Here is a 24,873-nt window from a genome sequence, read left to right as displayed (position 1 = left end):
CAACCCATACCCTGTTTCGACATCGCCGAAACCCGCTCCAGAATACCCCTCACCGATGCCACAGGCAACCGCAGCGCCCCCATTCATTTGTTGACATACATCAACGGCTTTTTGCCAGCGAGCGCTAGACTTGTCCCTAACTACGAGCCTACAGGTTTTCACATGGCGCCTTCTCAGACGATACCCGATGCCCTCCTCTCTGCCCCGGAGACCTCCCCATCCGGAGCCAGCTATTGCTGGGAGCAGGCCATCAGCAGTATCGGGCAAACGTCCCGGCCGATGGAATTCGCCAGTGCTCAACTGGCAACAACCGAAGCCACACCGCTGGGGATTACGCTGTACGCCCCGCCAGATCTCAGCGAGACCATTGAGAAAGGCGCGTGGGACAGCCGCCATTTGGTAGATGGCCTGAGGCGTGAAATGCAGATTCGGGCCGCGGACGTACGCCAGCGTCGGATTCCCTGGCTGAGCTGGGAGCTCCCACACGCACTGCTGGATTCAGCGGATATTACGGAACTGATGTACTTTGTCGGCCGTCTGTTCCAGCTGGACGCAAATGAAGATCGCTTTTTCAGTGTAAACTTTCGCCCTGAAGAGCTCAGTGCCAATCGTGTTGCCCTGTTCAAGGGCTTGGGTTTTAACAGTCTGGAAATCCATTTTCCCAGTGACATCGAGCCCAGCCCTGGCCAATTGGCGGAACTGATGGAAACCAGCGATGACTTCCACTTTCAGCATTTTGGCCTGAACCTCAAGCAGCCGATAGATAGCCTGCCCCGCTGTATCGCTCAATACGTCGGTGACGGTGGACGCAAACCGGATCGGGTAACTCTGCGCAATCTGGACAGGGATAAGGGCCCACATCAAGGTGAGAACTTCTCCGGACGTTTCCCGGACTTTTTCCAGGCGCTCAGAGACCAGGGATACCGGGTGCTGGGCAATGACTGCTTTGTGCTGCCCAACTCACCCCTGGCGGTGGCCCAAAACAACCATCATTTAAAGCTTAACGCCCAGGGCTACAACAGCCAGAACGTCTCGGATATGGTCGGAATAGGCCCTGGAAGCATCAGTTGCCACCGCCACGGGCGCAGCCATAACCCTGTCGATCTGCCAGAGTATCTGGCGTTTGATTTTGCCGGCCAGGCCCATGGGACAGCCTTTCACCATCAGGGGAAATTGGTGATCGATCAATTGTTGTGCTATCACCAGCTGGATCTGAAGTATTTTGAGGACCGCTACCATCTGCAACTCGAACCCTTGTTGCGTGAATTGTGGAGCCCTTTACAGGACCACAGCTGCCCGCCACTGTTCAGTATCCATCAGCACCAGCTGACCCTGAGCCCTGAGGGAATCCTGCGGCTATCACATCTCTGTCGCGAACTGATTGTCCATTTTTGCGACTGATATCCCGGAAGCTTTACTGCTTTTTGGTTGAATCTCGCCCTTCCTCTTGTCCAAACAGCCTGCCTATAGGAAAATGATACCAATTTGCTGAGTTATGCGTGGCCATTGTGACGCTATAACCAGAGATACCGATCTTTTTGAGTAGAGACTATGAGCGAGACGATTGCCTCTAGCACCAACAGCGGCACCAAGTGTCACCACAATCCCCAGGTTTCATGTGGAGACTGCCGTCTCAACGCTATTTGCCTGCCAATCAGTCTTCATATTGACGATATTGACCGCCTGGACGAAATCATTCAGCGCGGGCGCCCCCTGCAAAAAGGCGAGCACCTGTACCGGGCCAACGAACCCTTTCAATCGGTCTACGCGGTTCGCTCTGGCACCATAAAAGCCGTCAACATCACCAACGATGGCCAGGAACAAGTGACCGGGTTTTACCTGCCCGGCGAAATTCTCGGTATGGACGGTATCGCCAATAACCGTTACACCAATTCTGCGGTGGCTCTGGAAACTGCAGCCGTGTGCGAAATTCCATTTTCCCGCCTGGAAGACCTGAGCATCCAATTGCCAACACTGCAACGGCATTTCTTCCAGTTGATGAGTAAGGAAATCACTTCCGACCAGCAGCTGATCACCCTGTTGAGTAAGAACAGCGCCGAAGAGCGGATTGCCGCACTGCTTTTGAGCATTTCCACTCGCAACCACAACCGGCACCTTTCCGCGACCTCTTTCCGGCTGCCGATGTCTCGCGCCGATATCGGTAATTATCTGGGCTTGACCATCGAAACCGTTAGCCGCGTCTTGAGCCGCTTTCAAAAGAACGACTTGCTGAGCGTGGACAAAAAAGAAATCAATATTTTGGATATGGACGGTCTGAAGCGTGTGGCTAATGTGGAGCCAAGCTGCGCCGATCAATAGACTCATTTCGGCGTCGTTTCACCAACGCAGCCCCGAGATCAAAAAAGCCCGGTAAACCGGGCTTTTTTGTGTCTGAAGCGTGGATCAGGCTAACCGCTCAACCTTAGAATTTGTAACCCAGGTTGATTTGGTAAACCAGTGGATCAATTTCGATGTTGTCGATTTCAATAATGGTTGTACCTGAAGATTTGATTTTGGCTTCGGTATCAATATCGATCCAGCGCACCGATGCGTTCAAGTGCCACTTATCGTCGAGTGCAACATCAACACCGGCCTGGAATGCCAGGCCCACGGAATCTTCCAACTCCAGGTCCAGAGGCATCGGGCTTGGCAAACCAACCGATACACCTGTAATGGCATCAGCAACCGGAGATAAACCGGCCTCCAGATCGGAAGACACCTCTTCTTCAAAGAAAATGGTGTAGTTGATACCTGCCCCCAGGTACGGCTTGAATTGACCACTGGTTCCCATGGGATACCAGACCAGTGACAGTGTGGGTGGCAGGTGGGTGGTTTCGCCGGCGTTTACCTTGCCCAAACCGCCGAGGTCTGCGGTGATATCATGAGTAAAAGGGGTCGCGGCCAGCAGCTCAACACCCAAAGACTCACTCATCATATAGGTTACCGTCAGCCCCAGCTGCGTATCGTCGTCCACTTCAACACCGGTGCCGCCCAGTTCAGCAGCACCATCAAAGCCGTTCACACCATCAAGAGCCGGCACCGCAAGTCCATCGCTGCTTTCATCCGGTGCTACGGTTGCCGCACCGGTACGAACAAAAAAGTCGCCGGCCTGATAGGCAAAGGCCTGAGTGGAAACGACTGCGGCAGAAACGGCCGCTGCTAAAGACAGGTGCTTTAACGCTGTTTTCATAGTGTGCTCTCTTGAAAATAACCAGTTGTAATTTAAGTGTGGCTATTACAACGCAAGCGAGCGCCGGGTTTATTGATCTAAATTAAATCTTTTACAATCAGAAAAAATACACCGAAAATGTCAGCATAAATAGCGCTCGCAGATCACCGGTTATTTGATCTAGGACAAGGCTGAATATTTTGGAGATGTCCCCATGAACAACTCAACACCACTGTTGCAAATCTTTGCGGCCATTGATGAAAAAAACCGTCAGGATCCCAATCAGGTTGAATGGGAGGGTCAAAGTGTTGCCAAGGAGCAACTCTATGCCGAGAGAATGAGCCAATGCCTGGCTAACTTTGACCCTGCGGCCAGTGAACACCTGCAAATAGCCTGTCGCGCGCAGCACATTCAGCGCTGGAGCATCCCCCGCAGGGATTACCCCATGGATCGCAGTGGCTATAAACACTGGCGCAGCGAACTGGCAAAATTCCACGCGCAACTGACTGCACAATTGATGAACGATTGCGGATATACGCAGGCAGATCAACAGCGGGTCAAGGATCTGCTACAGAAAAAACGCCTGAAACAGGACAAAGAGGCCCAGACTCTGGAAGATGTGGCATGCCTGGTATTCCTGGAGTTTCACCTGGACGACTTCGCGGCAGGGCATGACGACGACAAGGTCGTGGACATCATTCGTAAAACCTGGAACAAGATGTCGGAGCAAGGGCACAGCGCCGCATTAAAACTGCCGCTTACTGACCCAATGGCCACACTGGTGGGCAAAGCCCTGAACGGCTAGCCTGAACAAATCTGTATGTACACCAGTCTTAAGCTGCTCCACCAACTGTGCATCGTCAGCAGTTTTAGCCTGTTTCTCCTGCGCGGTTTGTGGATGTGGCAGGGGAGACTGGCAACCAGGGGTCGCTGGGTAAAATCCCTGCCTGCTGCCATTGACACTGTGTTACTCGCCAGCGGCTTGGCCCTGATCTGGACGACTGGCTTTACGCCCTTCAACAGCCCCTGGCTGGCCACAAAGCTGGGGCTGCTGCTGGCCTATATCGTCTCCGGTGCGCTGGCATTGCATTATGCCCGCAGGCTTCAAATCAGACTGATCTGGCTGCTCACGGCCACATTGATTTTTATCGCCATGGTGGCACTGGCCCTGAATAAACCGCCGCTCTGGCTGGCATTCTGACCCCCATATTCCAGGTTGAGATCCGCGCGGGCGTCATCCATAATGCGCGGCCCTTTTTTTGCCAATGCCTATAAAATCTATGTGGTTTAAAAATCTCCTGCTGTACCGGTTTACCGCGCCTGTCGATCTGGATCCTGAAAACCTGCCCCAACTACTCAGAGACAACGAATTCACGCCCTGCGGCCGCCAGGACACCAGCAAATATGGCTGGGTGAGTCCCATGGGAGACCTCAGCGAAGAACTCCTGCACGCCGCCAATGGCTGCTACATGTTCTGTGCCCGCCGGGAGGAAAAAGTACTGCCGGCCGCCGTCATCCGCGAGAAGCTGGATGATCGGGTTAAAACTATTGAGCACCGGGAAGACCGTCGCGTACACCGCAAAGAGAAAGAGACCCTCAAAGAGGAAATCATCTTTGACTGCCTGCCCCAGGCCTTTACCCGCTCCCAGCGGACATACGGCTATGTGGATGCCCACAACGGCTGGCTCTGTATCGACGCCAGCTCCTACGCCAAAGCCGAAGAGTGGATGAAGCTGCTGCGCGACTCCCTCGGCAGCCTGCCCGTAGTGCCCGTCCAGGTGAGCGAATCCCCGGCCATTATTATGACTTCGTGGCTGCGGGGCGAACCCCTGCCCGAGGATCTTGAGCTGGGTACCGAATGCGAACTACGTGAACAGCGTGAAGAAGGCAGTGTGGTGCGCTGTAAGAAGCAGGAGCTGCTGGCCGATGAAATCGAACCCCACCTGAACGCGGGCAAGCATGTGGTCAAACTGGCCCTGGAATGGGACGAAAGCCTGCAGTTGCTACTGGCCGACGATCTGGCCATCAAACGACTGAAATTTGGCGAACAACTGGTGAGCGAGGCCCAGGACAGTGCCGACGGCGACAAAGCCGCCCAGTTCGACGCTGACTTCGCATTGATGACCGCGACCTTTGCCCGGTTTATACCGCAACTGCTGAGCTACTTTGGCGATACGCGCCAAGATCCGATCTAAAAATAAGATCCGATCTAAAAATAAGACCCGATTTAAACATAAGACCCGATTTAACCAAGAGCCTCCTCTGACCGGCAGGCCCCCATCCATCTGGGGGCCAACCCAGGGACAGTGGCTGAACATCCACTGTACTTTCACCTTAAATCTCCCCAAGTTCGCCCCAAAAAGACGCACTTTGTCCCATTTTTCGCGCCAATTGCTTGACATTTAGTCAAAATGGCATTTATATCACTCTTCAGCGCCCTATTGCGCTTGGGTATAAGCAGTAATAATAAATATAACGATGCGGGTCTATAGCCATGAAAAGCGTCATCCTTACCGCCCTTGCCTGCCTGCTGGTGAGCAGTCTGGCCCATGCCGAAAAGCAGTTTCCCGGCTACCTCAATGATAAGTACTGCGACAGTATCAAGATGGATTTTATGACCGGAGCCATCAAGAGCCTGCAGCGCTATCGTGATAAGCAACTGGTCAGCCAACACCGCGGCGGCATGCACAATATCAACAAATACATCTCGCAGCGAAAAGACTGGCTTCAGGAATGCGATGAATTTCTGCTGGTCACCAGCCAACAGCGCCTGTTTAAGGATAAGCAAACCACCGGTGACATCTTTAATGCGATGGCGTCCGTGTCCAAGGAACTCGACTCCCTGATCAAGGGAGTGACCTACACAGTAGACGCGGGTGGCACACCCACCGACGTGGCTGCTGAAAAGTTTGACCGGCTGTTCAAACTGGTGGAAGCGCATCAAACCATGATGCTACTGAAAGGGCAGGTGGTTTACCGCTAGACTCCCAGGAATGGGAAACACCCCCCAGAGTGGCCTCAGGCCTCTTCGGGGGCCGATTTGGACCGCTTTTTCAGGGAGAGCGTTGCGCGCTTCGGCTTGTTTGCCGGTGGCGTATAAGCCGGTTTGGGCGCAACCGGACGACTGCCGACACCCTTCTTGGCCTCTTCCGCCAGCGCCTCAACACCTGTTCGCACCAGCCGCACCTGGTCGATGCTGGTCAGCCCGGCAGGGAACTTGCCCGGATGGACGGCGTTAGGGTTCTTGGGGCTACCTTCGATCTCGATACGAAAGCCACACGAGTGTGTCGCGGAAAGCGTCTTCAGGTCTACAGTCCAGGCGGAATAATCCATCGTCTATACTTCTTTAAAGCCAAGCGGTTACAACCGGAGGCTATTAGACCATAAAATTCCCACCGCGAATACTGCAGTTTTAAGACGATTTGCCCTGACGTGCCGGGGGCTCAGCCCCGATATGAACCTGGTTGCGGCCTCTTGCCAACTCCATCTGCTTCTGCCTTTCCATAAAGCGGGCACGCTGTTCAGGCGTCTGTCGCTCATAGCAACGTGGGCAGGCAACCCCCTCAATATACTGGGCAGACTGCTTATGCTCTTCCGTAATGGGCTCCCGACAGCCGTGACACAGATCATAGGAACCCGGATTCAGGTCATGGTCCACACTGACGCGATTATCAAAGACGTAACACTCGCCATTCCACAGACTTTCGTCGGAAGGCACATCCTCCAGGTACTGAAGAATGCCTCCGTGCAGATGATAAACCTCTTCAAAGCCCTGTTGCTTCATGTAAGCGGTGGACTTTTCGCAGCGAATACCGCCGGTACAAAACATCGCTACCTTCTTGTGCCGGGTCGGGTCGAGATTGTCCTTCACGTACTGTGGAAACTCCCGGAATGATCGCGTATCGGGATTAACCGCCCCCTCGAACGTACCCAGCTCATACTCGTAGTCATTGCGGGTATCGACCAGGACCACCTCTGGATCTGAAATCAATGCATTCCAATCCTTCGGTGCCACATAGGTGCCAACCACGTCGCGGGGATCAATCCCCTCAACACCCATGGTGACAATCTCCTTCTTCAGCTTCACTTTCATCCGATAAAACGGCAGTTCAGCGTCGAAAGACTCCTTGTGACTCAGATCCTCAAGGCGTTCATCCTCTTTCAGATACGCCAGCAAGCGGTCGATAGCCTCCCGCGTGCCAGCCACTGTGCCATTAATACCCTCACTGGCGAGCAACAAGGTGCCCTTGATACCCTGCTCCAGGCAAAACGCCAGCAGCGGTTCGCGCTTGGCCTCAAAGTCCGGCAGAGACACGAATTTATAAAGAGCGGCAACAACAAACTGACTCATAGGAAGCAATACACCCGGGCGATATAAAAAAGGGCGGCTATTGTAGCGGCTTGGTGAAAAATTGCACACCCGCAAGCGTACATCCACAACTGCCGCCAGATATCAAACGTCGGCCTTGCTGCCACCGAGGCACTGTGGCGACTGAGGAGCCTGCCCCTGATACTCCACCTCATCGTAGGTATGCAGAGCCAGGGCATGGATCGGCCCGGCCATTTCCTCCGCCAGCACCCCATACACCAACTGGTGCCGCTTTACCTTACGCACCCCTTCAAAACCCTTGCTCACCAGCACCACCTTAAAGTGAGACTCCGAACCCGGAGGCACATTGTGCATGTGACTTTCATTGGTTACCTCAAGCACCAGGGGAGAAAACTCCGCCTGCAGTTTGGCTTCAATCGCGGCCTGTACAGTCATATTCAGAAATCCTTCCAACATCCAGCGCGGCATTATATCCCATAGATGGCCCAAACCCCCTTTTCTTCTACAATTGCCACTGTACCCGCGGGGGCAGTTTGCTATGATGTGCGCCTTTCCATGCCCCAAGACCGGGGCCGAATATGCCTACGTAAGAGATACCTTCGTTCCATGCTCGATTCCAATGCCCTGCAACAGCTGTCCCAGCTGAAAGACAACATTCGTTCCGAAAAGAACCTGTCCGAAGGGACCATTCGCGGCAGCCAGGGCCGCTACGGCTTTGTCGTCCTCGATGACGGCCGCGAAGCCTTCCTGCCCCCCGATGAAATGGCACGGGTGCTGCCGGGTGACCGGGTCGAAGTCAGCGTCTCCGAGGCAGAAAACAAAGACGGCAGCAAAGACAGCGACCGCATTAATGCTGAACTGGACAAACTGCTGCAATCCGCCCACAAAGTCGTGATCGGTCGCTACGTCATCAGGGGCAAAGGCCACTTCGTCGCAATCGACATGCCCCAACTGAGCCGCTGGATATTCCTGCCCCCCAAAGCCCGCGGCAAGGCCAAAGAAGGCGACTATCTCAAATGCCGCATCACCCGGCACCCCTTCGAAGACGGCAAGGGCCAGGCGAAAGTCCTGGACGTGCTGGGCAACGACAACGTCGTCGGCATTGAGCACCTGGTCACCTGCCAAAAACACAACCTCAACAGTGGCTGGTCCAAACAGGAACACAGCGAAGCCGAAAAAGCGGGAGCCATTGAACTCACCGCCCTCTCGGACTACGAACAGCGGGCCAAACTTCAGGACGTCCCCTTCGTCACCATCGACTCCGAAACCACCCGTGACATGGACGATGCCCTGTTTGCCCAAGCCAGCGGAGAAGGGTGGCGCCTGACGGTCGCTATCGCCGACCCCACCTCCTCCATTGCCACCAAAAGCCCCCTCGACCGTGCCGCCTGGCAAAGAGCCAACACCGCCTACCTGCCCGGCAAAGCCATCACCATGCTGCCGGAACAGCTCTCCCACCAGCACTACTCCCTGGTGGCCGGGGAACAACGCCCGGCGCTGCTCTGCCACATGCACATCAGCACCGAAGGCGCCATTGACAGCCACGAATTCGAATTTGGCATCATTCGTTCCGCCCACAAACTCAGCTACGAAAAAGTCGCCACCTACCTCGAACAACAGGACGAAAGCGCCGTTCCGGCAGACACCCAATCCCTGCTGAAAGTGCTCTCAGACTGCAGCACCGCCCTCAACAGCTACCGCCAGAACCACATGCTGCTAATGGAAGAGCGCGACGACTTTGACCTCGTGCTGGACGACAAACAGCATATTGCCGACATCAAACGCCAGGGCCGCAACCTGGCCCAACAAATCGTCGAAGAATCCATGCTCGCCGCCAACCGCTCTGCGGGCGACCTCTTCGCCAAACATCCAGGCGCCGGTATCTTCTCGGCCCACCAGGGATTCCGCAGCGAACGCCTGCAAAACATCCGCAACGTCATCGCCAAAGACTACCCCGATCTGGCAGAACTCGACCCCACCGGCCTGGAGGGCTACAAAGCCCTGATCAAAGCCCTGCACCAACGTCCCGAGGCCGCAGGACAATTGGCCGCCCTGAGACTGATGCTACAGGCAGGACTGCTCACCACCGAAGCCCAGCCACACCTCGGGCTCGGCATGCAACACTACGCCACCATCACCTCACCCATCCGGCGCTACAACGACCTCCACAACCACCGGGCCCTGCGCGCCATCCTGGAAGACCGCAACATCGAAGCCCCGGATGCCGAACAACTGGCCGACATGCAGACCCGCATCAGCACCACCCGAGCCGCTGCCCGTGACCTGGAACAATGGCTCTACTGCCTCTACATGCAACAACACCAAGGCAAACAACTACAGGCCAAGGTCTTCCGCATCAACAACCAGGGCATCACCGCACGCCTGGTGGACTGGGGCATAACCGGCTTTATCAAGATGGACAACAAAACCTTCAAATACGATGCCGACCGCATGACCCTGACCGGAGAAGAACAGAGCTACAAACTAGAACAAGACATCACTGTGGAAGTCGACAAAATCGACCTGGAAAAGAAACGCGTCAACTTCAAGCTGGTATAAAGCCACCGCAACCTTGAGGCACAGCGCTTGGAGAACTACGGAGCGAGCGGTGGCTGGGGGTTTCGTTTTCCGAGCATAAAAGAGGGCGCCGAAGGAGCAAAAAAGACCGGCGCCTTTTTGCCGGGCTTTTTTGGGACTGAGGGCAGCCGGGACGGCCGCCCGACAGCTCGGAAAACGGAACCCCCAGCCGCCGCTTGAGGCACCAAACCCAAGCTTGTGTGGTGTACCGTACATCCTGTACATCGTCGCTCCCGGCGTCCTGCCTCCCGCGACACTCGCACTCGTATTCGGGTGTACCGTACATCCTGTACATAAAAAAGCCGCTGGAGCGAAAACCCCAACGGCCTCAAAAAAATCGTTTTAAATCAAGCGATTACTTCTTGATTTTGCAAGCCTTCTTGGCTGCCTTCATGCGGTTCTTGGAGCAATAAGCGCCCTCACCCGCCGTGCACCACTTACCTTCAGCCTTGGTCAAAACATGCTCGGCCTTGTTAGTGCAGATAACAATCTTGGAATCGGAGTTTTCACCCGCCTTAAAACCCTTAGGGCTGGCAGCGTTGGCACCCGTGGCCAGAACAGACAGCGCCAGAGCGCCCAACAACATACGTACTTTCATGAATCCTACCTCAAAATAAACTGACTAATGTAACTAAACTGACTAAAAGCACCTGAATCTTTATTCAACAACCCATCAAAATCAAGAAAAGCGAGCACCTGTTTACAAAAATTAATATTTAACATCCTGTATAATTACCCCCAAATCACCCCCCTGCCAATCATCAAAAACCCTACCACTGGCACACCCGCTACTTGAGAGCGCACCCCAACAGGGCTACACTTGCGCTATTCCTAAGGGGTGGTTACTAACCTGAGATGCCGCATCAGCAGCAGACCCTTTGAACCTGATCCGGATCATACCGGCGTAGGGATAGGTATCAGCGCCGACTTACCTTTGCATTACGTTGTCCATCCGGGTCTCTGCAGTTATTGGAGACCAACCATGCACCACCTGAACAGACTGGCCCTTGCACTGGCGATCAGCGCGCCTGTGGCTGCCAACAACACAACCGCTGTAGACGAAGAACTGCTGCCCGTCGTCAGCGTCACCGCCGACTTCCGAGACATAGAGGCCTTCAAATCCTCCAACAGCATCACCGTCATCGACGCCGCGGCCATCGCCCGCCGGGATGCCAATCATCTCGACCAGGTCCTCAACACGGCTCCCAACGTCAACTTCTCTGCCGGCGCCTCCCGAGGCCGCTTCCTGCAAGTGCGGGGCATTGGTGAACGCAGCCAGTTCAAGGACCCTCTGGACGCCTCCGTCGGCATGATCATCGACGGCATCGATTACAGCGGTATAGGCCTGGCGGCCGCCCTGCTCGACACCAAACAAGTGGAAATCCTGCGAGGCCCACAAGGCACCCAATTTGGCTCCTCAGCCATGGCGGGCATGGTCAATATCCAATCCCATGACGCCAGCGAAGAATTTGCCGGCCAGGTACGCGCCAGCGTTGGCAACTATAATCAACGCAGCGCCGGTGCCGTCATCAACGGAGCCCTCACCGACGACCTCATGGGTAGAGTGGCCGTACAAAAAAACACCTCAGATGGCTATATCGACAACGACTTTGTCGGCGACGATGACACCAACAATATCGACGAAATTCTGGCCAAAACCCAACTCAAGTGGCTGGCCTCCGACCAACTCACCGTGCGCGTGATGGCACAATATGTAGATGCCGATAATGGCTATAACGCCTTCTCGCTCAGCAACAATCGCGACATTCCCACTGACGACCCTGGCCATGACCGGCAGACCTCCCACGCGCTTTCCGTGAGCATGGACTGGACCGGACACGAACGCTTCGAGTTGGAAGCCAGCGCCTTTGTCGAATCCAGCGAGCTGGAATATGGTTTTGACTGGGACTGGACCAACCTGCCTGCTGACGGTGTCCGCGGCTCAGAAAACAACAAGCGCGACCGAGACGCCTATGGTATCGACCTGCGATTGCTATCCAAGCCAGGCCACAATCTGCTCGGCGCCCAATGGGTAGCCGGCATCTACGCCTCGGAACGGGAAGTGGAACTCAACTACAGCGACAGCTGGGAAGACATCTTCTGGGGTGGCCCCTGGATCAACACCTTTGACAGCCGCTTTCGCACCCAGCGGCGAGCTGCCTACGGCCAGTTGCGCTGGAACCTCAGCGAGCATCTGGCACTGACCAGTGGCCTGCGTCTGGAAAAATACAGCAACGACTATCGCGACAGCGCCGGTGTGGATACCGACCAGGACGACAACCTCTGGGGCGGCAAGCTGGCTCTGGAATATACCGGCATCGACAATACACTGTTATTTGCCTCGGCCAGCCGTGGTTACAAAATTGGCGGCGTTAACGGCCAGGCCGTCGGCAAAGTACTCGGCGATCCCTCCACCCCTCCGAATATCGCCGACTTCCTGATCCAGCGCGCCAACTTTGATGCCGAAACTCTGGTCAACTTCGAAGCCGGGTTCAAGGGCAGCTACCTCAATAACAGCCTTCGACTTGCCGTGACCGCTTTCTATATGGATCGCCAGGACATGCAGGCCAATGCCTGGGTGCTGTTCCCCCCCTCCGAATGGAAATCCTATCTGGATAACGTTGACGAAGGCCACAATGCCGGCATCGAACTGGAATCCCGGTGGCTGATCAATGAGCGGGTTACACTGTTTGCCGCACTGGGCTGGCTCGATACCGAACTGGGCGAACTCACCGTGCAGGACGTCGACAGCGGCGGCCCCATGGATCAATCCGGTCGCGATCAGGCGCACGCCCCCCAGTACCAGTTTAATGTGGGCATGACCGTTAAGCTGGTCGACAACATGAGCCTGACCTTGGAAGCTGATGGTAAGGATTCTTTCTATTTTTCCAACAGCCACAACCAGCAGTCCGACAGCCATGAACTGCTGCATATGACCCTGGCTTACCAACTCGACCAGCTTTCTCTCAGCCTTTGGGGACGCAACCTCACCGACGAAGATTACCAGACCCGAGGTTTCTACTTCGACAATACGCCGCCCAACTACGATGGCAGCAACACACGCACCTATCACCAACTGGGTGAGCCCCGGGTTTTTGGCGTCAGTGCCAGCTACTCCTTTTAAACCAACACAAACTTACACAGGCGCTTCTCATGCAGGTCAGTATCGACATCAGCCTCTATCCCAACAATGAGGATTTTATTCCACCCATCCTCGATTTTATTGAGCACCTGAATGGCTATGACAACATCCAAATCCAGACTTTTCCCACCTCTACCGTTGTGATGGGTGATTTCGATGAGGTCATGGATATTCTCAAAACCGAGATCAAGGCCTACCGGGAAAAACATGGCATGGGTGTTTTCGTGACCAAAATTCTACCCGGCTATGGCGCACTGAAACCCCAGGAAGATAAGGTCGATTCGTGAGCTGGCTGGAATCCACGATGGGTGAACTGAGTGCGATGTCAGGCTGGGAACTGCTCGCCGTTTTGCTTTCCATCACCTATCTTGTTCTCGCCATGCGGCAGAATTTGTGGTGCTGGTACGCTGCCTTTGTCAGTACCAGTATTTTTCTGTTCCTGTTCTGGAACGTGAACCTGCTGATGGATTCCGCCCTCCAGATCTACTACCTCGCCATGGCGGTTTACGGCTGGTATCAATGGAAGTACGGCCACCTCAATGGCAATGATGACAGTGAAGGCGTTCCCATCCATCGCTGGGATCTTCGTCAACACAGCCTGGCAATCGGAGCGGTCGTTATCGCCGCGCTGATCAGTGGTGTGTTTCTGCAGAAAAACACCGACGCCGCCTGGCCATTTGTGGACTCCTTTACTACCTGGGGTGCTGTGCTGACCACCTGGATGGTCACCCGCAAAGTGCTGGAAAATTGGCTCTACTGGATTGTGATCGATGCGGTATCGGTTGCCCTGTATTGGGATCGTGGCTTGTATCTGACGTCGCTACTGTTTGTGGCTTATGTTGTTATCTGCATCTTCGGCTGGTTTAACTGGCAACGACAATTGCGCGAGGAACCGGAGCTTGTGCCCCAACAGGGATAAATCCCATGATCTGGTAAGGGCTCTGTCAAACTGGCGTCAGTGGAACCCATCGCTGAGGTCAGCGCCCAAGCTTGTCCACCCCCTATCTTCCGGGCTCAGCCATGGCAGCTTTCGAGTGGCATCGGGCATGCAACACTTTGTTGTACGCATCGAAAGCCCTGGCAGCCGCCAGCTCGCCATGCCCAAACGGCAGGAACTCACCGCCATGGCACTGGCCGGCACACTGGCGCCGACAGTGGTGTGGTCTGACGAAACCACCCTGGTGACAAAGTTTGAAGCCGGGCACCACTGGCAACCGCCGCAACAGTTGGAAAGCCTGGCTAAGCATTTGCAACAGCTCCACAGACTGCCCTCTGAGGGAAAACTCCCCGAATTGGATCTGCTTCGCCACTGCAATGGTTATTGGCATCAGCGCCCCGACATTCAGGAACAGGAAAAATTTACCCGGGGAATAACGCATTTACGTGAGAACCTGGAGCGCTTCCCCGAGCGCCGCTTTTGTCATGTCGACTTAAATCCCGCCAATATCCTGCAGCGGCAAGATGAGTTTATTTTTTTGGACTGGGAATACGCCGCTGTGTGTTCGCCCTACTTCGATCTTGCCAGCATTATCGAATTTGGGGGATTGGATGAAGCTCAGACTCAAGCGTTTTGTCACTACTATTGGGGTGAGCAAAACGATGATAAGCATTTTAAGGCCATCGCCGAATTTCAAAAAATCGTGCGTTTTGTCGAGTGGTTGTGGCTACGGCTTGCCAACATTGATTAGTCAATATATGCTTGTGCGCACTTGTCGGGGTGCCTGCATGTGAACGCATGACAGGCTGAGACCAGAACTGGAACCCGCTGCACCTGATCAGGTTAGCACCTGCGTAGGAATCAAGTCGTTCGTTTTACTCTCTGTTGTAACGGAGAACCCAAAGCGAATGTATGGTGGGCAGCCCCGACGTTGAGACAACAACAATCGGGAACCAGCCAAATGTCCACCACGACTTCCAGCGTTAAAAAACTCAGCGAAACCGCGCGCGTCGACGAAATTTCCACCGCGCCCTTCCCCGCGTCCAAAAAGATTTATGTTGACGGCTCGCGCCCGGATATCCGTGTGCCCATGCGAGAGATCCGCCTCGATCCCACGCTACTGCAGGACGGCTCCAAGGAACCCAATCACCCCGTCCGTATCTACGATACCTCTGGCCCCTACACCGATCCGGATGTTGATATCGACGTGCGCAAAGGCTTGCCCAAGATGCGCCAGGACTGGATTCTGGAGCGTGAGGACACCGAAGTTTTAACCAATCCCAGCTCCAAGTACACCCAGATTCGGGAGCAAAATATCACCCTGGAAAACCTGCGCTTTAACGGTACTCACGAGCCCCGCAAAGCCATAGACGGCAACAACGTAACCCAGCTGCACTACGCACGCCAGGGCATTATCACACCGGAAATGGAATATATCGCCATCCGCGAAAACATTGCCAGAGCACAGCTGTCCGAGGTTCAGAGCGACGAAGTCATCAGTCAGCAGCATCCAGGTCAGACCTGGGGCGCCAATATTACTCAGGAAATCACCCCGGAATTTGTTCGCCGCGAGGTGGCCGAAGGCCGGGCCATTATCCCCGCCAATATCAACCACCCGGAGCTGGAGCCGATGATTATCGGCCGCAACTTCCATATCAAAATCAACGGTAACATCGGTAATTCCGCCGTGACCTCTTCCATCGAAGAAGAAGTGGAAAAACTGGTTTGGGGCACCCGCTGGGGCGCCGACACGGTGATGGATCTCTCCACCGGCAAACACATTCACGAGACTCGCGAGTGGATTCTTCGCAATGCCTCTGTGCCCATCGGTACCGTTCCCATTTACCAGGCGCTGGAAAAAGTCGATGGCGTTGCCGAAGATCTGACCTGGGAAATTTTCCGCGACACCCTGATCGAACAGGCAGAACAGGGCGTTGACTACTTCACCATTCACGCCGGCGTACTGCTGCGCTATGTACCCATGACGGCCAAACGTTTGACCGGCATTGTCTCCCGCGGCGGCTCCATTATGGCCAAGTGGTGTCTGGCCCACCACCGGGAGAACTTCCTCTATACCCACTTTGAGGAAATCTGCGAAATCATGAAGGCCTACGATGTGTCCTTCTCTCTCGGTGACGGTTTGCGCCCCGGTTGCCTGCAGGATGCCAACGACGAAGCCCAGTTTTCCGAGTTGCGCACCCTGGGCGAACTGACCAAAATCGCCTGGAAACACGACGTGCAGGTGATGATCGAAGGTCCCGGCCATGTGCCCATGCACATGGTGAAGGAAAACATGGATGAGCAGCTGAAACACTGCCACGAGGCGCCCTTCTACACCCTCGGCCCACTGATTACCGACATCAGCCCCGGTTACGATCATTTTTCTTCCGGCATTGGTGCCGCCATGATCGGCTGGTTTGGTTGCGCCATGCTTTGCTATGTGACGCCCAAAGAGCACCTGGGATTGCCAAACCGCGAAGACGTTAAACAGGGCATTATTGCCTATAAGATTGCTGCCCACGCCGGTGATCTGGCCAAAGGCATGCCCGGCGCCCAGGTGCGCGACAACGCCTTGTCGAAAGCCCGTTTCGAATTCCGCTGGGAAGATCAGTTTAATCTCAGTCTGGACCCGGACACCGCGCGCGCCTTCCATGACGAAACCCTGCCCAAGGATTCCGCCAAGGTTGCGCACTTCTGCTCCATGTGTGGCCCCAAGTTCTGCTCCATGAAAATCACCCAGGAAGTGCGTGATTATTCCGCCAATCTGGACGCGCAAAAGCAAGCCGAAGCGGGCATGCAGGCCATGTCTGAGCAATTTCGTGAACAGGGCAGCGAACTTTACCAGGAAGTCTGATGAACGGCGCCCCAAGCCAACATATTGCCGTCGTCGGCGCCGGATTGCTGGGCAGACTCACTGCCTGGCGACTCGCCCGGCTGGGGCTGGCGGTGGATTTGTTTGAAGCCGGATCGCTGCGAGACACCCCAAAAGCAGCCGCCTTTACCGCGGCCGCCATGATCTCGCCATTGTCGGAAGTGGTGGACAGCGAACGCCTGATCTACGATATGGGGCTGGCAAGCCTGGACCTGTGGCCGTTGTTTCTGCAACAACTGTCCGAAGGGTTAAGCCAACCGCTTCAACCCGCAAGCTATCGGGAAGATGGCTCCCTGGTTGTCGCCCATCAACAGGACAGCGCGCTGCTGCAACAGTTTGCGGAGCGATTGCAGTTCCATTTGGGTAACGCCACGGAACACAGCCAGTGGCTACAGCAAAATCAGTTGCGCGAACTTGAACCCGATCTGGCGGGATTTCACCGGGGTTTATTGTTGCCACGGGAAGCCCATATCGATAACCATGCGCTGCTGACACAATTGTTGACTGCTCTGCAGCAACTCAATGTGAACTGCTTTGAGCGCACACCCATCAACAACGTCAATGCACATTACATCGATACCGGCACCCAAAAACGTGAATACGATTGGGTTATCGACTGTCGGGGATTTGGGGCAAAGTCCGACATCAAGGACCTGCGCGGTGTCCGCGGCGAAGTGCTCTGGGTTGAAACGGGCGAAATAGAACTGCAACGTCCCGTGCGTTTTATGCACCCGAAATACAAACTCTATGTGGTTCCCAAACCCAACCGGCAGTTTATTATCGGTGCCACCGAGATTGAATCGGAGGATCTCTCTCCCATCAGTCTGCGCTCCACACTGGAACTGTCAAGTGCTCTGTACGCATTGAATCCGGCGTTTGCCGAAGCCCGCGTCTTGCGCAGCGACGTCAATCTGCGTCCATCGCTGATCGATAACCGCCCGCGCATTGTGACAAAACCCGGTCTGCTGCGAGCCAATGGCTTGCATCGGCACGGTTATCTGTTGGCACCAGTGGTGGTGGAAAATCTGGTCGCCCTGATCACTCAGCAACATCCCTTCAGCTTTGCTGACACATTAATAGAGGCACAAGCCTGATGCTAACCCTGAGCCTGAATAACGAATCCCGGGAACTCCCTGACAATACATCCTTGCAAGAGGCGATTGAACACTGGGGAATGGTGGAAGACAAACTCGCCGCTGCAGTCAACGGTGAATTTGTCCCGCGCAGTCACTACAGCAATTTTAAACTGAGTGACGGGGATCTGGTGGATCTGGTAAAACCCGTCGGAGGTGGTTAAGGAGTTTTCAAAATGAATGAATGTAAAGATTCCCCTTTCAGCCTCTATGGCGAAACACTGGCGAGCCGTTTTGTTCTGGGCACCGCCCTCTATCCCTCTCCGCAGTCGATGAAAGACAGCATCGCCGCGTCCGGCACAGCCATGGTAACGCTGTCGCTGCGGCGTCAGAATCCGCAGCAGCAGGACGGCGATACGTTTTGGCAGTACATTCGCGAAAGCGGTTGCCGGCTGTTACCCAACACCGCCGGCTGCAAAACTCCCAAGGAAGCCATTAACCTGGCGGAAATGAGCCGGGAGTTATTCGAAACCGAATGGTTAAAGCTGGAAGTGATCGGCGACGACTACAACCTGCAACCCTGCCCCTTTGGTCTGGTGGAAGCTGCCGCTGAGCTGGTTAAGCGAGGATTTAAGGTGCTGCCCTACACCACCGATGACCTGGTGCTCGCACAGAAGCTGCTCGACGTGGGTTGCGAGGTACTGATGCCCTGGGGGGCTCCCATCGGCACCGGTCAGGGATTGTTAAACCGCTATAACCTGCGTACCTTGCGCGAACGCCTGCCCGATGTGCCGCTGATTGTCGATGCCGGTCTCGGCGCGCCTTCGCAAGCCGCCGAAGCCATGGAGATGGGATTCGACGGCATTTTACTCAACACCGCAGTCGCCAAAGCCAGCGATCCCGTGCTGATGGCTCGCGCCTTTGCTGGCGCTATCGACTCGGGCCGCATGGCGTTTTTGGCCGGACTGATTCAAAAAAGCCAGACAGCCTCGCCGTCGACGCCGACATTGGGTCAACCGTTTTGGCACCAGTCATGATCAAGAACTCTGCGTCCCCCATTGTCTGCGCCATTTCCGCCTCGGACAGCAGCGCCCATGCCGGCCACCAGTGTGATTTGCGAGTCATCCAGGATCTGGGGGGGCATGGCGTCGGTGCTATCACCGCGCTGACTGCGCAAAATTCGCAGGGGGTTGACGGGGTCGCGATAACTCCTGTTGACAGTTTGAAAGCGCAACTCTATAGCCTGACGCAAGATCTGCGCATCAGTGCGATAAAAACCGGGCTGCTGCTCAATCTGGAACAGTGTGAATTGGTGCTCGAAGCCCAAAAAGCCACTGAAGTTCCCTTGGTAGTGGACCCGGTCTTGTCCGCCACCACCGGTCGAGATTTTGGCGCGAGAGTGCAAGACTATCGACGCTTAACCGAAGTTGCCTCGCTGCTGACGCCCAATCTGCCGGAAGCCGAGCAACTGCTGGAAACACCCATAAAGTCTGTCGCCGATATTGAAAATGCAGCTCGCAAGCTTCGTACAATGGGTGCCAAAGCCGTACTGCTTAAAGGCGGACATGGCGATGTAAATCCGGAGTACGTGTATGACTATTACTGTGATCAGCAGGGCGGCTTTTGGTTGCGTCACCACAAGCAGAACAACCCAAATCGTCGCGGTACCGGCTGCAGTCTGGCCGCTGCGGTGGCCAGCTTTGTGGCTCACGGCAAAAGCCTGCGCGATGCAGTGATTCTGGCCTGCGCCTATGTTCAACAAGGCATTGAGCAGGGTTTCTCCGTTGGTAAAGGTCCCGGCCTGCTGGGCAATGGCGGCTGGCCGAAACACTTTCACCACTTCCCCGATATTGCCACTTCGCTGGATGGCTTCGACTCTCCCGCATTTTCCGGTTGCGATACAGGCCAACTGGGGCTTTACCCCATCGTCGATTCGATCGAGTGGCTGGAAAAACTCCTGCCGCTAGGTGTTAAGACATTGCAATTACGCATCAAAGATCGAGCGGATAAGGAACTTGATACGCTGGTGCGGGCGGCCGTTGCGCTCGGAAAACAACATAAGGCACGCTTGTTTATCAACGACCACTGGCAGCTGGCAATCAAACACGGCGCCTACGGCGTACATCTGGGCCAGGAGGATATGGACGTCGCCCCTTTGCAAGCCATTCGGCTAAGTGGGTTGCGACTGGGGCTGAGTTCTCACAGCGAATACGAATGGGCTCGGGCAGCGAGCTTCAAGCCCAGCTATCTTGCCATAGGCTCGGTGTTCGCCACCTCAACCAAGTCGGTACAGACCATCGGGCTGGAGAATCTGAAATACTGGAGTGGGATTCTTGGCGATCACTTTCCGCTGGTTGCCATTGGCGGTATTACCCGGGGAAACATCGCTGATGTTATGGCCTGTGCGGTAGGCTCAGCCGCAGTAATCAGTGCAATCACCGCGGCCCAATGCTACACCGAATCGACGCAAGAGTTACAAACTATCGTCGCTCAGGCATCCAATCAGTAGAGCAGGGTGTAAATCTTTCGCTGATATTCAGCGGCAAGAGGGTCACCTTTGCCCAGGCTGGCGATAATATCCATAAACGCTTTTTTGGCGGCACCATCGTCAAAGTTCAGATCCTTGCGCAGCACACCCATCAGCAGCTCCAGAGCTTCCCGGGCCTGGTTGTTCTGACTGTATTGAATGGCTAGCTGATAGGCCGCATGAGCATCTTCGGGATTGGCCTGTACCTTTTCCTCCAAAGCTTTAAGCTCCGGAGAGCTGGAAGCCTCACGCTTAAGCTTAAGTTGGGCCATGGCCTGCTCGTAAGCGGCGTCCTGGTCCACCATGGTGACCTTGTCCAGCAGCGCTTCGGCTTCATCCAGTCGGTTCAGGTGCAGATACACCTGGGCCAGCCCAACACCGATATCCGCTTTCTCACTCGAATCCTGATAAGCCTGCAGCAACAAGGGCAGCGCTGCGTTAAAATCCTCAGCGGCCATCAGTTCATTGGCCTGCTGAATCAAACCTTCCCAGGGATCCGGCAGGTGTTTTTGCAGGATTTCACGGATCTGTGTTTCCGGCTGCGCGCCCGCAAAACCATCCACCGGCTGACCGTTCTTCATGATCATCACTGTGGGCAAGCTGCGAACACCCAACTGCTGGGCAATGGGCTGCAGCTCATCGGCATTGACCTTGGCCAACAGAAACTGCCCGGCGTACTCGTTGGCCAGCTTTTCCAGTATCGGCATCAACGTTTTGCAGGGCTCGCACCAATCGGCCCAAAAATCGACCACCACGGGGCGCGAGTTGGACTCCTCAATCAGGACCTGCTGCGCGTTCTCCTGGGTGACATCGATAATGTGCGGGCTCATGGACAAACTCCTGTGTGATAGACACTCAATTCAAATTTCGGCGGCGGCGATTGTAGCACATGCAGACGCCAGCGCTTACAGAGCACCGTAGACAATGCCCACCCAGGTTTGAGTGTTCAAAAATCCATCACCCCACTCAGCCTCAAAGTCAGAAATCGGTTTCGCATCGATCACCTGCTGCAGGGATTTACCCTGGCTCTTGAGCGCGGCAATTCGACTGACAGCGGTGTTCAGGAAGTCGTGATAACGCTGCAGATCTTTTTTGTGCGCCAGTGGGCCGTGGCCGGGAATAATAGGCGTTTTGTCGTCGATACGTGACAGAACATCGGCCACTGCCGCCACCATTCCCATCGCCGATCCCCCACTGCTGGCATCGATAAAGGGGTAAATACCATTAAAAAACAGATCACCCGTATGGACGGCCTCCAGTATGTCACCCCGATAAAAATAGACAACCGTGTCACCGTCAGTGTGGGCAGGATCCGGATGTACCAGCTCCAGGCGGTGTCGATTCCAGTGCAGCGTCATGGTTTTGTCGTAGGTGACCGCCGGCAGCGCTACACGTTCAGCCGGGGGAATCTTCATCCCAAATGCCTTGATTTCACCGCCACTGGCCAGTCGGCGGCGGACATTGTCGTGAGCGACAATCACCCCCTGCTCGCGCCCCAGCGAGGCATTATTGCCAGTGTGATCACCGTGCCAATGGGTGTTGAGCAAGAAGCGTGCAGGGCGATGATCATGTTGCAGCAATGCCCCCCGCAGCTTGTTTTCCAGCGCAGCGTAGTCATTGTCTATGACCAACAGCCCATCACGCCCCTTGGAGACACCAATATTGCCACCGGCGCCCTGCAACATCACCAGTCCTTCGATCACAGGCACTGACTTGAATTCCACCTTACCGAAGTCCTGCTGTGCCATTGAGGGCGCCACCAGCATTAAACTTGCTGCGGCAGTGGCAAGCCCCTTTGATATCTGAGCCCACAGGCCACCAACCCATCGCCTTGCGTCATTCATTGCAGTTCTCCTTTTCCCTGCTATAAACCAGACAAGAGCCTACTGCATGGCCGCAAACGCTGCAAACCACCAGATTAACCCTTGCTCTGGGGCAGTAATTGATGCCTAATTCCCGCTTTGCCCAGGGTTTCAAGATGTACGTATTTTCCGCCTCCGCCATTGCCACCAAGGACTTTGACGACCTGAAAGCAGGCGACAAGGCGCTGTTTATCGTCTATATCAACTTCAAGGACCTGTTTGGTGCCGAAACGCTCTGCAAAGTGCTGACCATGCGCGAGGGTTTTAAAGACGTAGAGATAGAAAAGCGCCAGTGGCTGACCCCTGAAAAGGTCCAGGACGAACGCATCCAGGCGGCCGACAAGGGCCTGAGAGAGGCCCTGCAAACCGGCTTCGCGATTCAAATGTTCAGTGAGTAAGCACCCGACTCGAGGAGCCTGATATGGAAACCAAGACCATTGAGGTGACCGCCAGCAAACGTATCGCCCTGGTGGCGCACGACCACAAAAAGCCGGATTTGCTGGCCTGGTGTCAAAAGCACCTCGAACGACTGCGTGATCACCAGTTTTATGCCACTGGCACCACCGGGCATCTTATCGAACGGGAAACCTCCCTGGCGGTCACAAAACTCATCAGCGGTCCTCTCGGCGGCGACCAGCAAATCGGCGCCATGATTACCGAGCACCAGATCGATATTCTGATTTTCTTCTGGGACCCCCTCGCCGCGCAGCCCCACGACCCCGATGTAAAAGCGCTGTTGCGTCTGGCAGCTGTCTGGAATATTCCCGTGGCCTGCAGCCAGAGTACCGCCGACTTGCTGGTAACCTCGCCCCTGTTCTCAAGCACCTATGAGCGGGAGGCCCCCGACTACGAGACCTATCTGGCGGGTCGCACCTAGAAGGAGTACTCGAACAAGTCACAGACAAAACGGGCGATTTTTGATACAGTGCGCGGCCGCCATTGGTTGGCCCCGAATCACTAGAGAGATATCGCCTTGTTTGACCAGTTCCAGCTCCACGACCGCCTGCTAAAAGCCCTCGAACCCCTGGGCTACTGTGAGCCCACCGATGTACAACGAGAGGCCATACCGGCAGCCATGACGGGCCAGGATCTCAAGGTCAGCTCAGAAACCGGCAGCGGCAAGACGGCGGCCTTTCTGCTGCCTACATTGCACAAGCTTCTGCAAAAGGACGCCCCCAAAGCCGGCACCCGGGCATTGATCCTCACCCCCACCCGGGAGCTCTGCCGTCAGGTGGTCAAGCACTGCAAACAGCTGGCTGCCTTTACCCACCTCGAAGTCAACGCCATTACCGGTGGCCATGACTTTAAGTATCAACGCGCCATTTTTCGCAAGAACCCGGAGATCCTGGTGGCCACGCCGGGGCGCCTGAAAGAACACATTGAACGCGGCTCCCCGGATTTTAACGACCTGGAAGTGCTGATCCTCGACGAAGCTGACCGAATGCTCGATATGGGTTTTATGGACGAGGTGATGGAAATTGCCGCCAGCTGCAATCCCGAGCGGCAGACCCTGCTGTTTTCCGCCACCCTCGACGGTCAACAATACGTCGGAGAATCCCTGCTGCGCGACCCGCAAACCATCGCCCTGGCCAAACCCCGCCAGGCCAGCGGTCAGGTAAAGCAACAAATAGTGCTGAGCGATGATGAGAAACACAAGAACAAACTGCTGTTAAAGCTGTTTGAACAGGTCGAATACGACAAGGCAATCATCTTCACCAACACCAAGGCCCAGGCCAATAAGCTGGCGGGTTGGCTGCGATATATGAAACTGGAGGTGGGGGTCCTGCATGGCGACATGGATCAGGACGCCCGCAACAACGAAATGAACCGCCTGCGGCGCGGTCGCGTCAAGATGCTGGTGGCCACCGACGTCGCCGCGCGCGGTCTCGACATCAAAGGCATGGACCTGGTCATCAACTACGACCTGGCCCGCTCCAGCGAAGACTTCGTGCACCGCGTCGGCCGCACCGGTCGAGCGGGAGAAGAAGGCCTGGCCATCAGCTTTATCACCCATCGCGACTGGGACCTGATGGTAAGGTTTGAGCGCGAGCTGCAGATTCGCTTCGAAAAACGCAAGGTTCCCGGCCTGGAGGCCAAATTCAAAGGCCCGAAAAAGGTCAAGGCATCGGGCAAAAAAGCCGGCGTAAAAAAACGTTCAGGGGAGAACAGCAAAGAGGCTGGCAAGGGCAACGAAAAAGTCAAAAAACGCCACAGAGATACCAAGAACATTGGCAAGCGCCGCGCGCCATCGGCAAAGCCTGCGGCCGGCAAGTGGGGAGACGGATTTGCACCGGCGCCGATCAAGAAAAAGCCGGCGCGGCTGGATCAAGACGAAGACTAGCCACCCAAGCCTGGCGGGCGTCTTGACCCGCCAGGAAAAACGT

The 24,873-nt window shown here is 55.4% G+C and carries 26 protein-coding genes and 2 riboswitches; of the genes, 19 read left to right on the top strand and 7 right to left on the bottom strand.

Annotation, left to right across the window (positions count from 1 at the left end):
• Positions 1-162: 162 nt before the first annotated feature.
• Positions 163-1,401, top strand: coding sequence for an oxygen-independent coproporphyrinogen III oxidase (locus HBA55_RS30775; protein ID WP_166999474.1), 1,239 nt, complete (start codon positions 163-165; stop codon positions 1,399-1,401).
• 150 nt (positions 1,402-1,551) lie between these two features.
• Positions 1,552-2,319 (top strand): fumarate/nitrate reduction transcriptional regulator Fnr, encoded by a 768-nt coding sequence (gene fnr / locus HBA55_RS30770; protein WP_166999472.1) that lies wholly within the window; start codon positions 1,552-1,554, stop codon positions 2,317-2,319.
• A gap of 103 nt (positions 2,320-2,422) precedes the next feature.
• On the opposite strand, the gene HBA55_RS30765 is transcribed toward fnr, so the two are convergent.
• The gene (locus HBA55_RS30765; protein WP_166999469.1) at positions 2,423-3,190 is read right to left on the bottom strand and encodes an OmpW/AlkL family protein; all 768 of its coding nucleotides are present in this window, start codon (positions 3,188-3,190) and stop codon (positions 2,423-2,425) included.
• A gap of 193 nt (positions 3,191-3,383) precedes the next feature.
• On the opposite strand from HBA55_RS30765, the gene HBA55_RS30760 reads away from it, so the two are divergent.
• The 4 genes from HBA55_RS30760 to HBA55_RS30745 all read left to right on the top strand — a co-directional run bounded on the left by HBA55_RS30760 (position 3,384) and on the right by HBA55_RS30745 (position 6,152).
• Positions 3,384-3,974, top strand: a complete 591-nt coding sequence (locus HBA55_RS30760; protein WP_166999468.1) for a DUF4202 domain-containing protein — start codon at positions 3,384-3,386, stop codon at positions 3,972-3,974.
• A 15-nt stretch (positions 3,975-3,989) separates the two neighbouring features.
• A complete protein-coding gene (locus tag HBA55_RS30755; protein ID WP_166999466.1) occupies positions 3,990-4,370 on the top strand; it encodes a SirB2 family protein in 381 nt (126 codons plus the stop codon).
• Positions 4,371-4,449: 79 nt separating this feature from the next.
• A complete protein-coding gene (rdgC, locus tag HBA55_RS30750; protein ID WP_166999464.1) occupies positions 4,450-5,364 on the top strand; it encodes a recombination-associated protein RdgC in 915 nt (304 codons plus the stop codon).
• A 299-nt stretch (positions 5,365-5,663) separates the two neighbouring features.
• Positions 5,664-6,152 (top strand): hypothetical protein, encoded by a 489-nt coding sequence (locus HBA55_RS30745; protein ID WP_166999462.1) that lies wholly within the window; start codon positions 5,664-5,666, stop codon positions 6,150-6,152.
• Positions 6,153-6,187: 35 nt separating this feature from the next.
• Here HBA55_RS30745 and HBA55_RS37260 read toward each other — a convergent pair whose 3' ends face one another.
• From HBA55_RS37260 to HBA55_RS30730, 3 genes are all read right to left on the bottom strand, one after another.
• Positions 6,188-6,502: a hypothetical protein gene (locus HBA55_RS37260; protein WP_206020052.1), complete on the bottom strand. Its 315-nt coding sequence runs from the start codon at positions 6,500-6,502 to the stop codon at positions 6,188-6,190.
• A 79-nt stretch (positions 6,503-6,581) separates the two neighbouring features.
• Positions 6,582-7,520 (bottom strand): oxygen-dependent tRNA uridine(34) hydroxylase TrhO, encoded by a 939-nt coding sequence (gene trhO / locus HBA55_RS30735; protein ID WP_166999460.1) that lies wholly within the window; start codon positions 7,518-7,520, stop codon positions 6,582-6,584.
• 102 nt (positions 7,521-7,622) lie between these two features.
• Positions 7,623-7,934 (bottom strand): BolA family protein, encoded by a 312-nt coding sequence (locus HBA55_RS30730; RefSeq protein WP_166999457.1) that lies wholly within the window; start codon positions 7,932-7,934, stop codon positions 7,623-7,625.
• Positions 7,935-8,105: 171 nt separating this feature from the next.
• Here HBA55_RS30730 and HBA55_RS30725 point away from each other — a divergent pair, with 171 nt between their 5' ends.
• Entirely contained in the window at positions 8,106-10,058 is a 1,953-nt protein-coding gene (locus HBA55_RS30725; RefSeq protein WP_166999455.1) for a VacB/RNase II family 3'-5' exoribonuclease, read from the top strand.
• Between the two features lie 373 nt (positions 10,059-10,431).
• Here HBA55_RS30725 and HBA55_RS30720 read toward each other — a convergent pair whose 3' ends face one another.
• Positions 10,432-10,674, bottom strand: coding sequence for a hypothetical protein (locus tag HBA55_RS30720; protein ID WP_166999453.1), 243 nt, complete (start codon positions 10,672-10,674; stop codon positions 10,432-10,434).
• Between the two features lie 226 nt (positions 10,675-10,900).
• Positions 10,901-11,004, top strand: a riboswitch (TPP riboswitch).
• A gap of 54 nt (positions 11,005-11,058) precedes the next feature.
• Between HBA55_RS30720 and HBA55_RS30715 the strand changes: the two genes are divergently transcribed.
• The 9 genes from HBA55_RS30715 (at position 11,059) to thiE (ending at position 20,609) form a co-directional block, all read left to right on the top strand.
• Complete coding sequence (locus tag HBA55_RS30715) at positions 11,059-13,200, top strand: TonB-dependent receptor (RefSeq protein WP_166999451.1); 2,142 nt, start codon at positions 11,059-11,061, stop codon at positions 13,198-13,200.
• Between the two features lie 29 nt (positions 13,201-13,229).
• On the top strand, positions 13,230-13,505 hold the full coding sequence (locus tag HBA55_RS30710; RefSeq protein WP_166999449.1) for a YkoF family thiamine/hydroxymethylpyrimidine-binding protein: 276 nt from the start codon (positions 13,230-13,232) through the stop codon (positions 13,503-13,505).
• Positions 13,506-13,522: 17 nt separating this feature from the next.
• A complete protein-coding gene (gene pnuC, locus HBA55_RS30705) occupies positions 13,523-14,137 on the top strand; it encodes a nicotinamide riboside transporter PnuC (RefSeq protein ID WP_166999447.1) in 615 nt (204 codons plus the stop codon).
• Positions 14,118-14,906 carry a phosphotransferase gene (locus HBA55_RS30700; RefSeq protein ID WP_166999445.1) on the top strand — a complete coding sequence of 263 codons (789 nt, stop codon included), beginning with the start codon at positions 14,118-14,120 and terminating at the stop codon, positions 14,904-14,906. Before pnuC ends, HBA55_RS30700 begins: the two co-directional genes overlap by 20 nt.
• Positions 14,907-14,921: 15 nt before the next feature.
• A riboswitch (TPP riboswitch) is annotated at positions 14,922-15,033 on the top strand.
• A gap of 83 nt (positions 15,034-15,116) precedes the next feature.
• Positions 15,117-17,009: a phosphomethylpyrimidine synthase ThiC gene (gene thiC / locus HBA55_RS30695; protein ID WP_166999443.1), complete on the top strand. Its 1,893-nt coding sequence runs from the start codon at positions 15,117-15,119 to the stop codon at positions 17,007-17,009.
• Positions 17,009-18,121, top strand: coding sequence for an FAD-dependent oxidoreductase (locus HBA55_RS30690; RefSeq protein ID WP_166999441.1), 1,113 nt, complete (start codon positions 17,009-17,011; stop codon positions 18,119-18,121). Before thiC ends, HBA55_RS30690 begins: the two co-directional genes overlap by 1 nt.
• Positions 18,121-18,324, top strand: coding sequence for a sulfur carrier protein ThiS (gene thiS / locus HBA55_RS30685; protein ID WP_166999438.1), 204 nt, complete (start codon positions 18,121-18,123; stop codon positions 18,322-18,324). The genes HBA55_RS30690 and thiS overlap by 1 nt, the downstream gene beginning before the upstream one ends.
• Before the next feature lie 12 nt (positions 18,325-18,336).
• Positions 18,337-19,137 carry a thiazole synthase gene (locus HBA55_RS30680; RefSeq protein WP_166999429.1) on the top strand — a complete coding sequence of 267 codons (801 nt, stop codon included), beginning with the start codon at positions 18,337-18,339 and terminating at the stop codon, positions 19,135-19,137.
• Positions 19,134-20,609, top strand: a complete 1,476-nt coding sequence (gene thiE, locus HBA55_RS30675) for a thiamine phosphate synthase (protein ID WP_166999425.1) — start codon at positions 19,134-19,136, stop codon at positions 20,607-20,609. The genes HBA55_RS30680 and thiE overlap by 4 nt, the downstream gene beginning before the upstream one ends.
• On the opposite strand, the gene trxA is transcribed toward thiE, so the two are convergent.
• On the bottom strand, positions 20,603-21,457 hold the full coding sequence (trxA, locus tag HBA55_RS30670) for a thioredoxin (RefSeq protein ID WP_166999416.1): 855 nt from the start codon (positions 21,455-21,457) through the stop codon (positions 20,603-20,605). The two genes, thiE and trxA, sit on opposite strands and share 7 nt — an antisense overlap.
• Before the next feature lie 75 nt (positions 21,458-21,532).
• Positions 21,533-22,471 carry an MBL fold metallo-hydrolase gene (locus tag HBA55_RS30665; RefSeq protein WP_166999411.1) on the bottom strand — a complete coding sequence of 313 codons (939 nt, stop codon included), beginning with the start codon at positions 22,469-22,471 and terminating at the stop codon, positions 21,533-21,535.
• A gap of 101 nt (positions 22,472-22,572) precedes the next feature.
• Between HBA55_RS30665 and HBA55_RS30660 the strand changes: the two genes are divergently transcribed.
• The 3 genes from HBA55_RS30660 to HBA55_RS30650 all read left to right on the top strand — a co-directional run bounded on the left by HBA55_RS30660 (position 22,573) and on the right by HBA55_RS30650 (position 24,830).
• Positions 22,573-22,887 carry a hypothetical protein gene (locus HBA55_RS30660; RefSeq protein WP_240946374.1) on the top strand — a complete coding sequence of 105 codons (315 nt, stop codon included), beginning with the start codon at positions 22,573-22,575 and terminating at the stop codon, positions 22,885-22,887.
• Between the two features lie 23 nt (positions 22,888-22,910).
• Entirely contained in the window at positions 22,911-23,366 is a 456-nt protein-coding gene (locus HBA55_RS30655) for a methylglyoxal synthase (protein WP_166999409.1), read from the top strand.
• Between the two features lie 96 nt (positions 23,367-23,462).
• Positions 23,463-24,830 carry a DEAD/DEAH box helicase gene (locus HBA55_RS30650; protein WP_166999407.1) on the top strand — a complete coding sequence of 456 codons (1,368 nt, stop codon included), beginning with the start codon at positions 23,463-23,465 and terminating at the stop codon, positions 24,828-24,830.
• Positions 24,831-24,873: the final 43 nt, after the last annotated feature.

The organism is Pseudomaricurvus alkylphenolicus (assembly GCF_011683955.1).
Classification (GTDB): Bacteria; Pseudomonadota; Gammaproteobacteria; order Pseudomonadales; family Cellvibrionaceae; genus Pseudomaricurvus; species Pseudomaricurvus alkylphenolicus.
The sequence above is the reverse complement of the archived record's forward strand: the minus strand, read 5'-3'. Positions and strand labels throughout refer to the sequence as shown.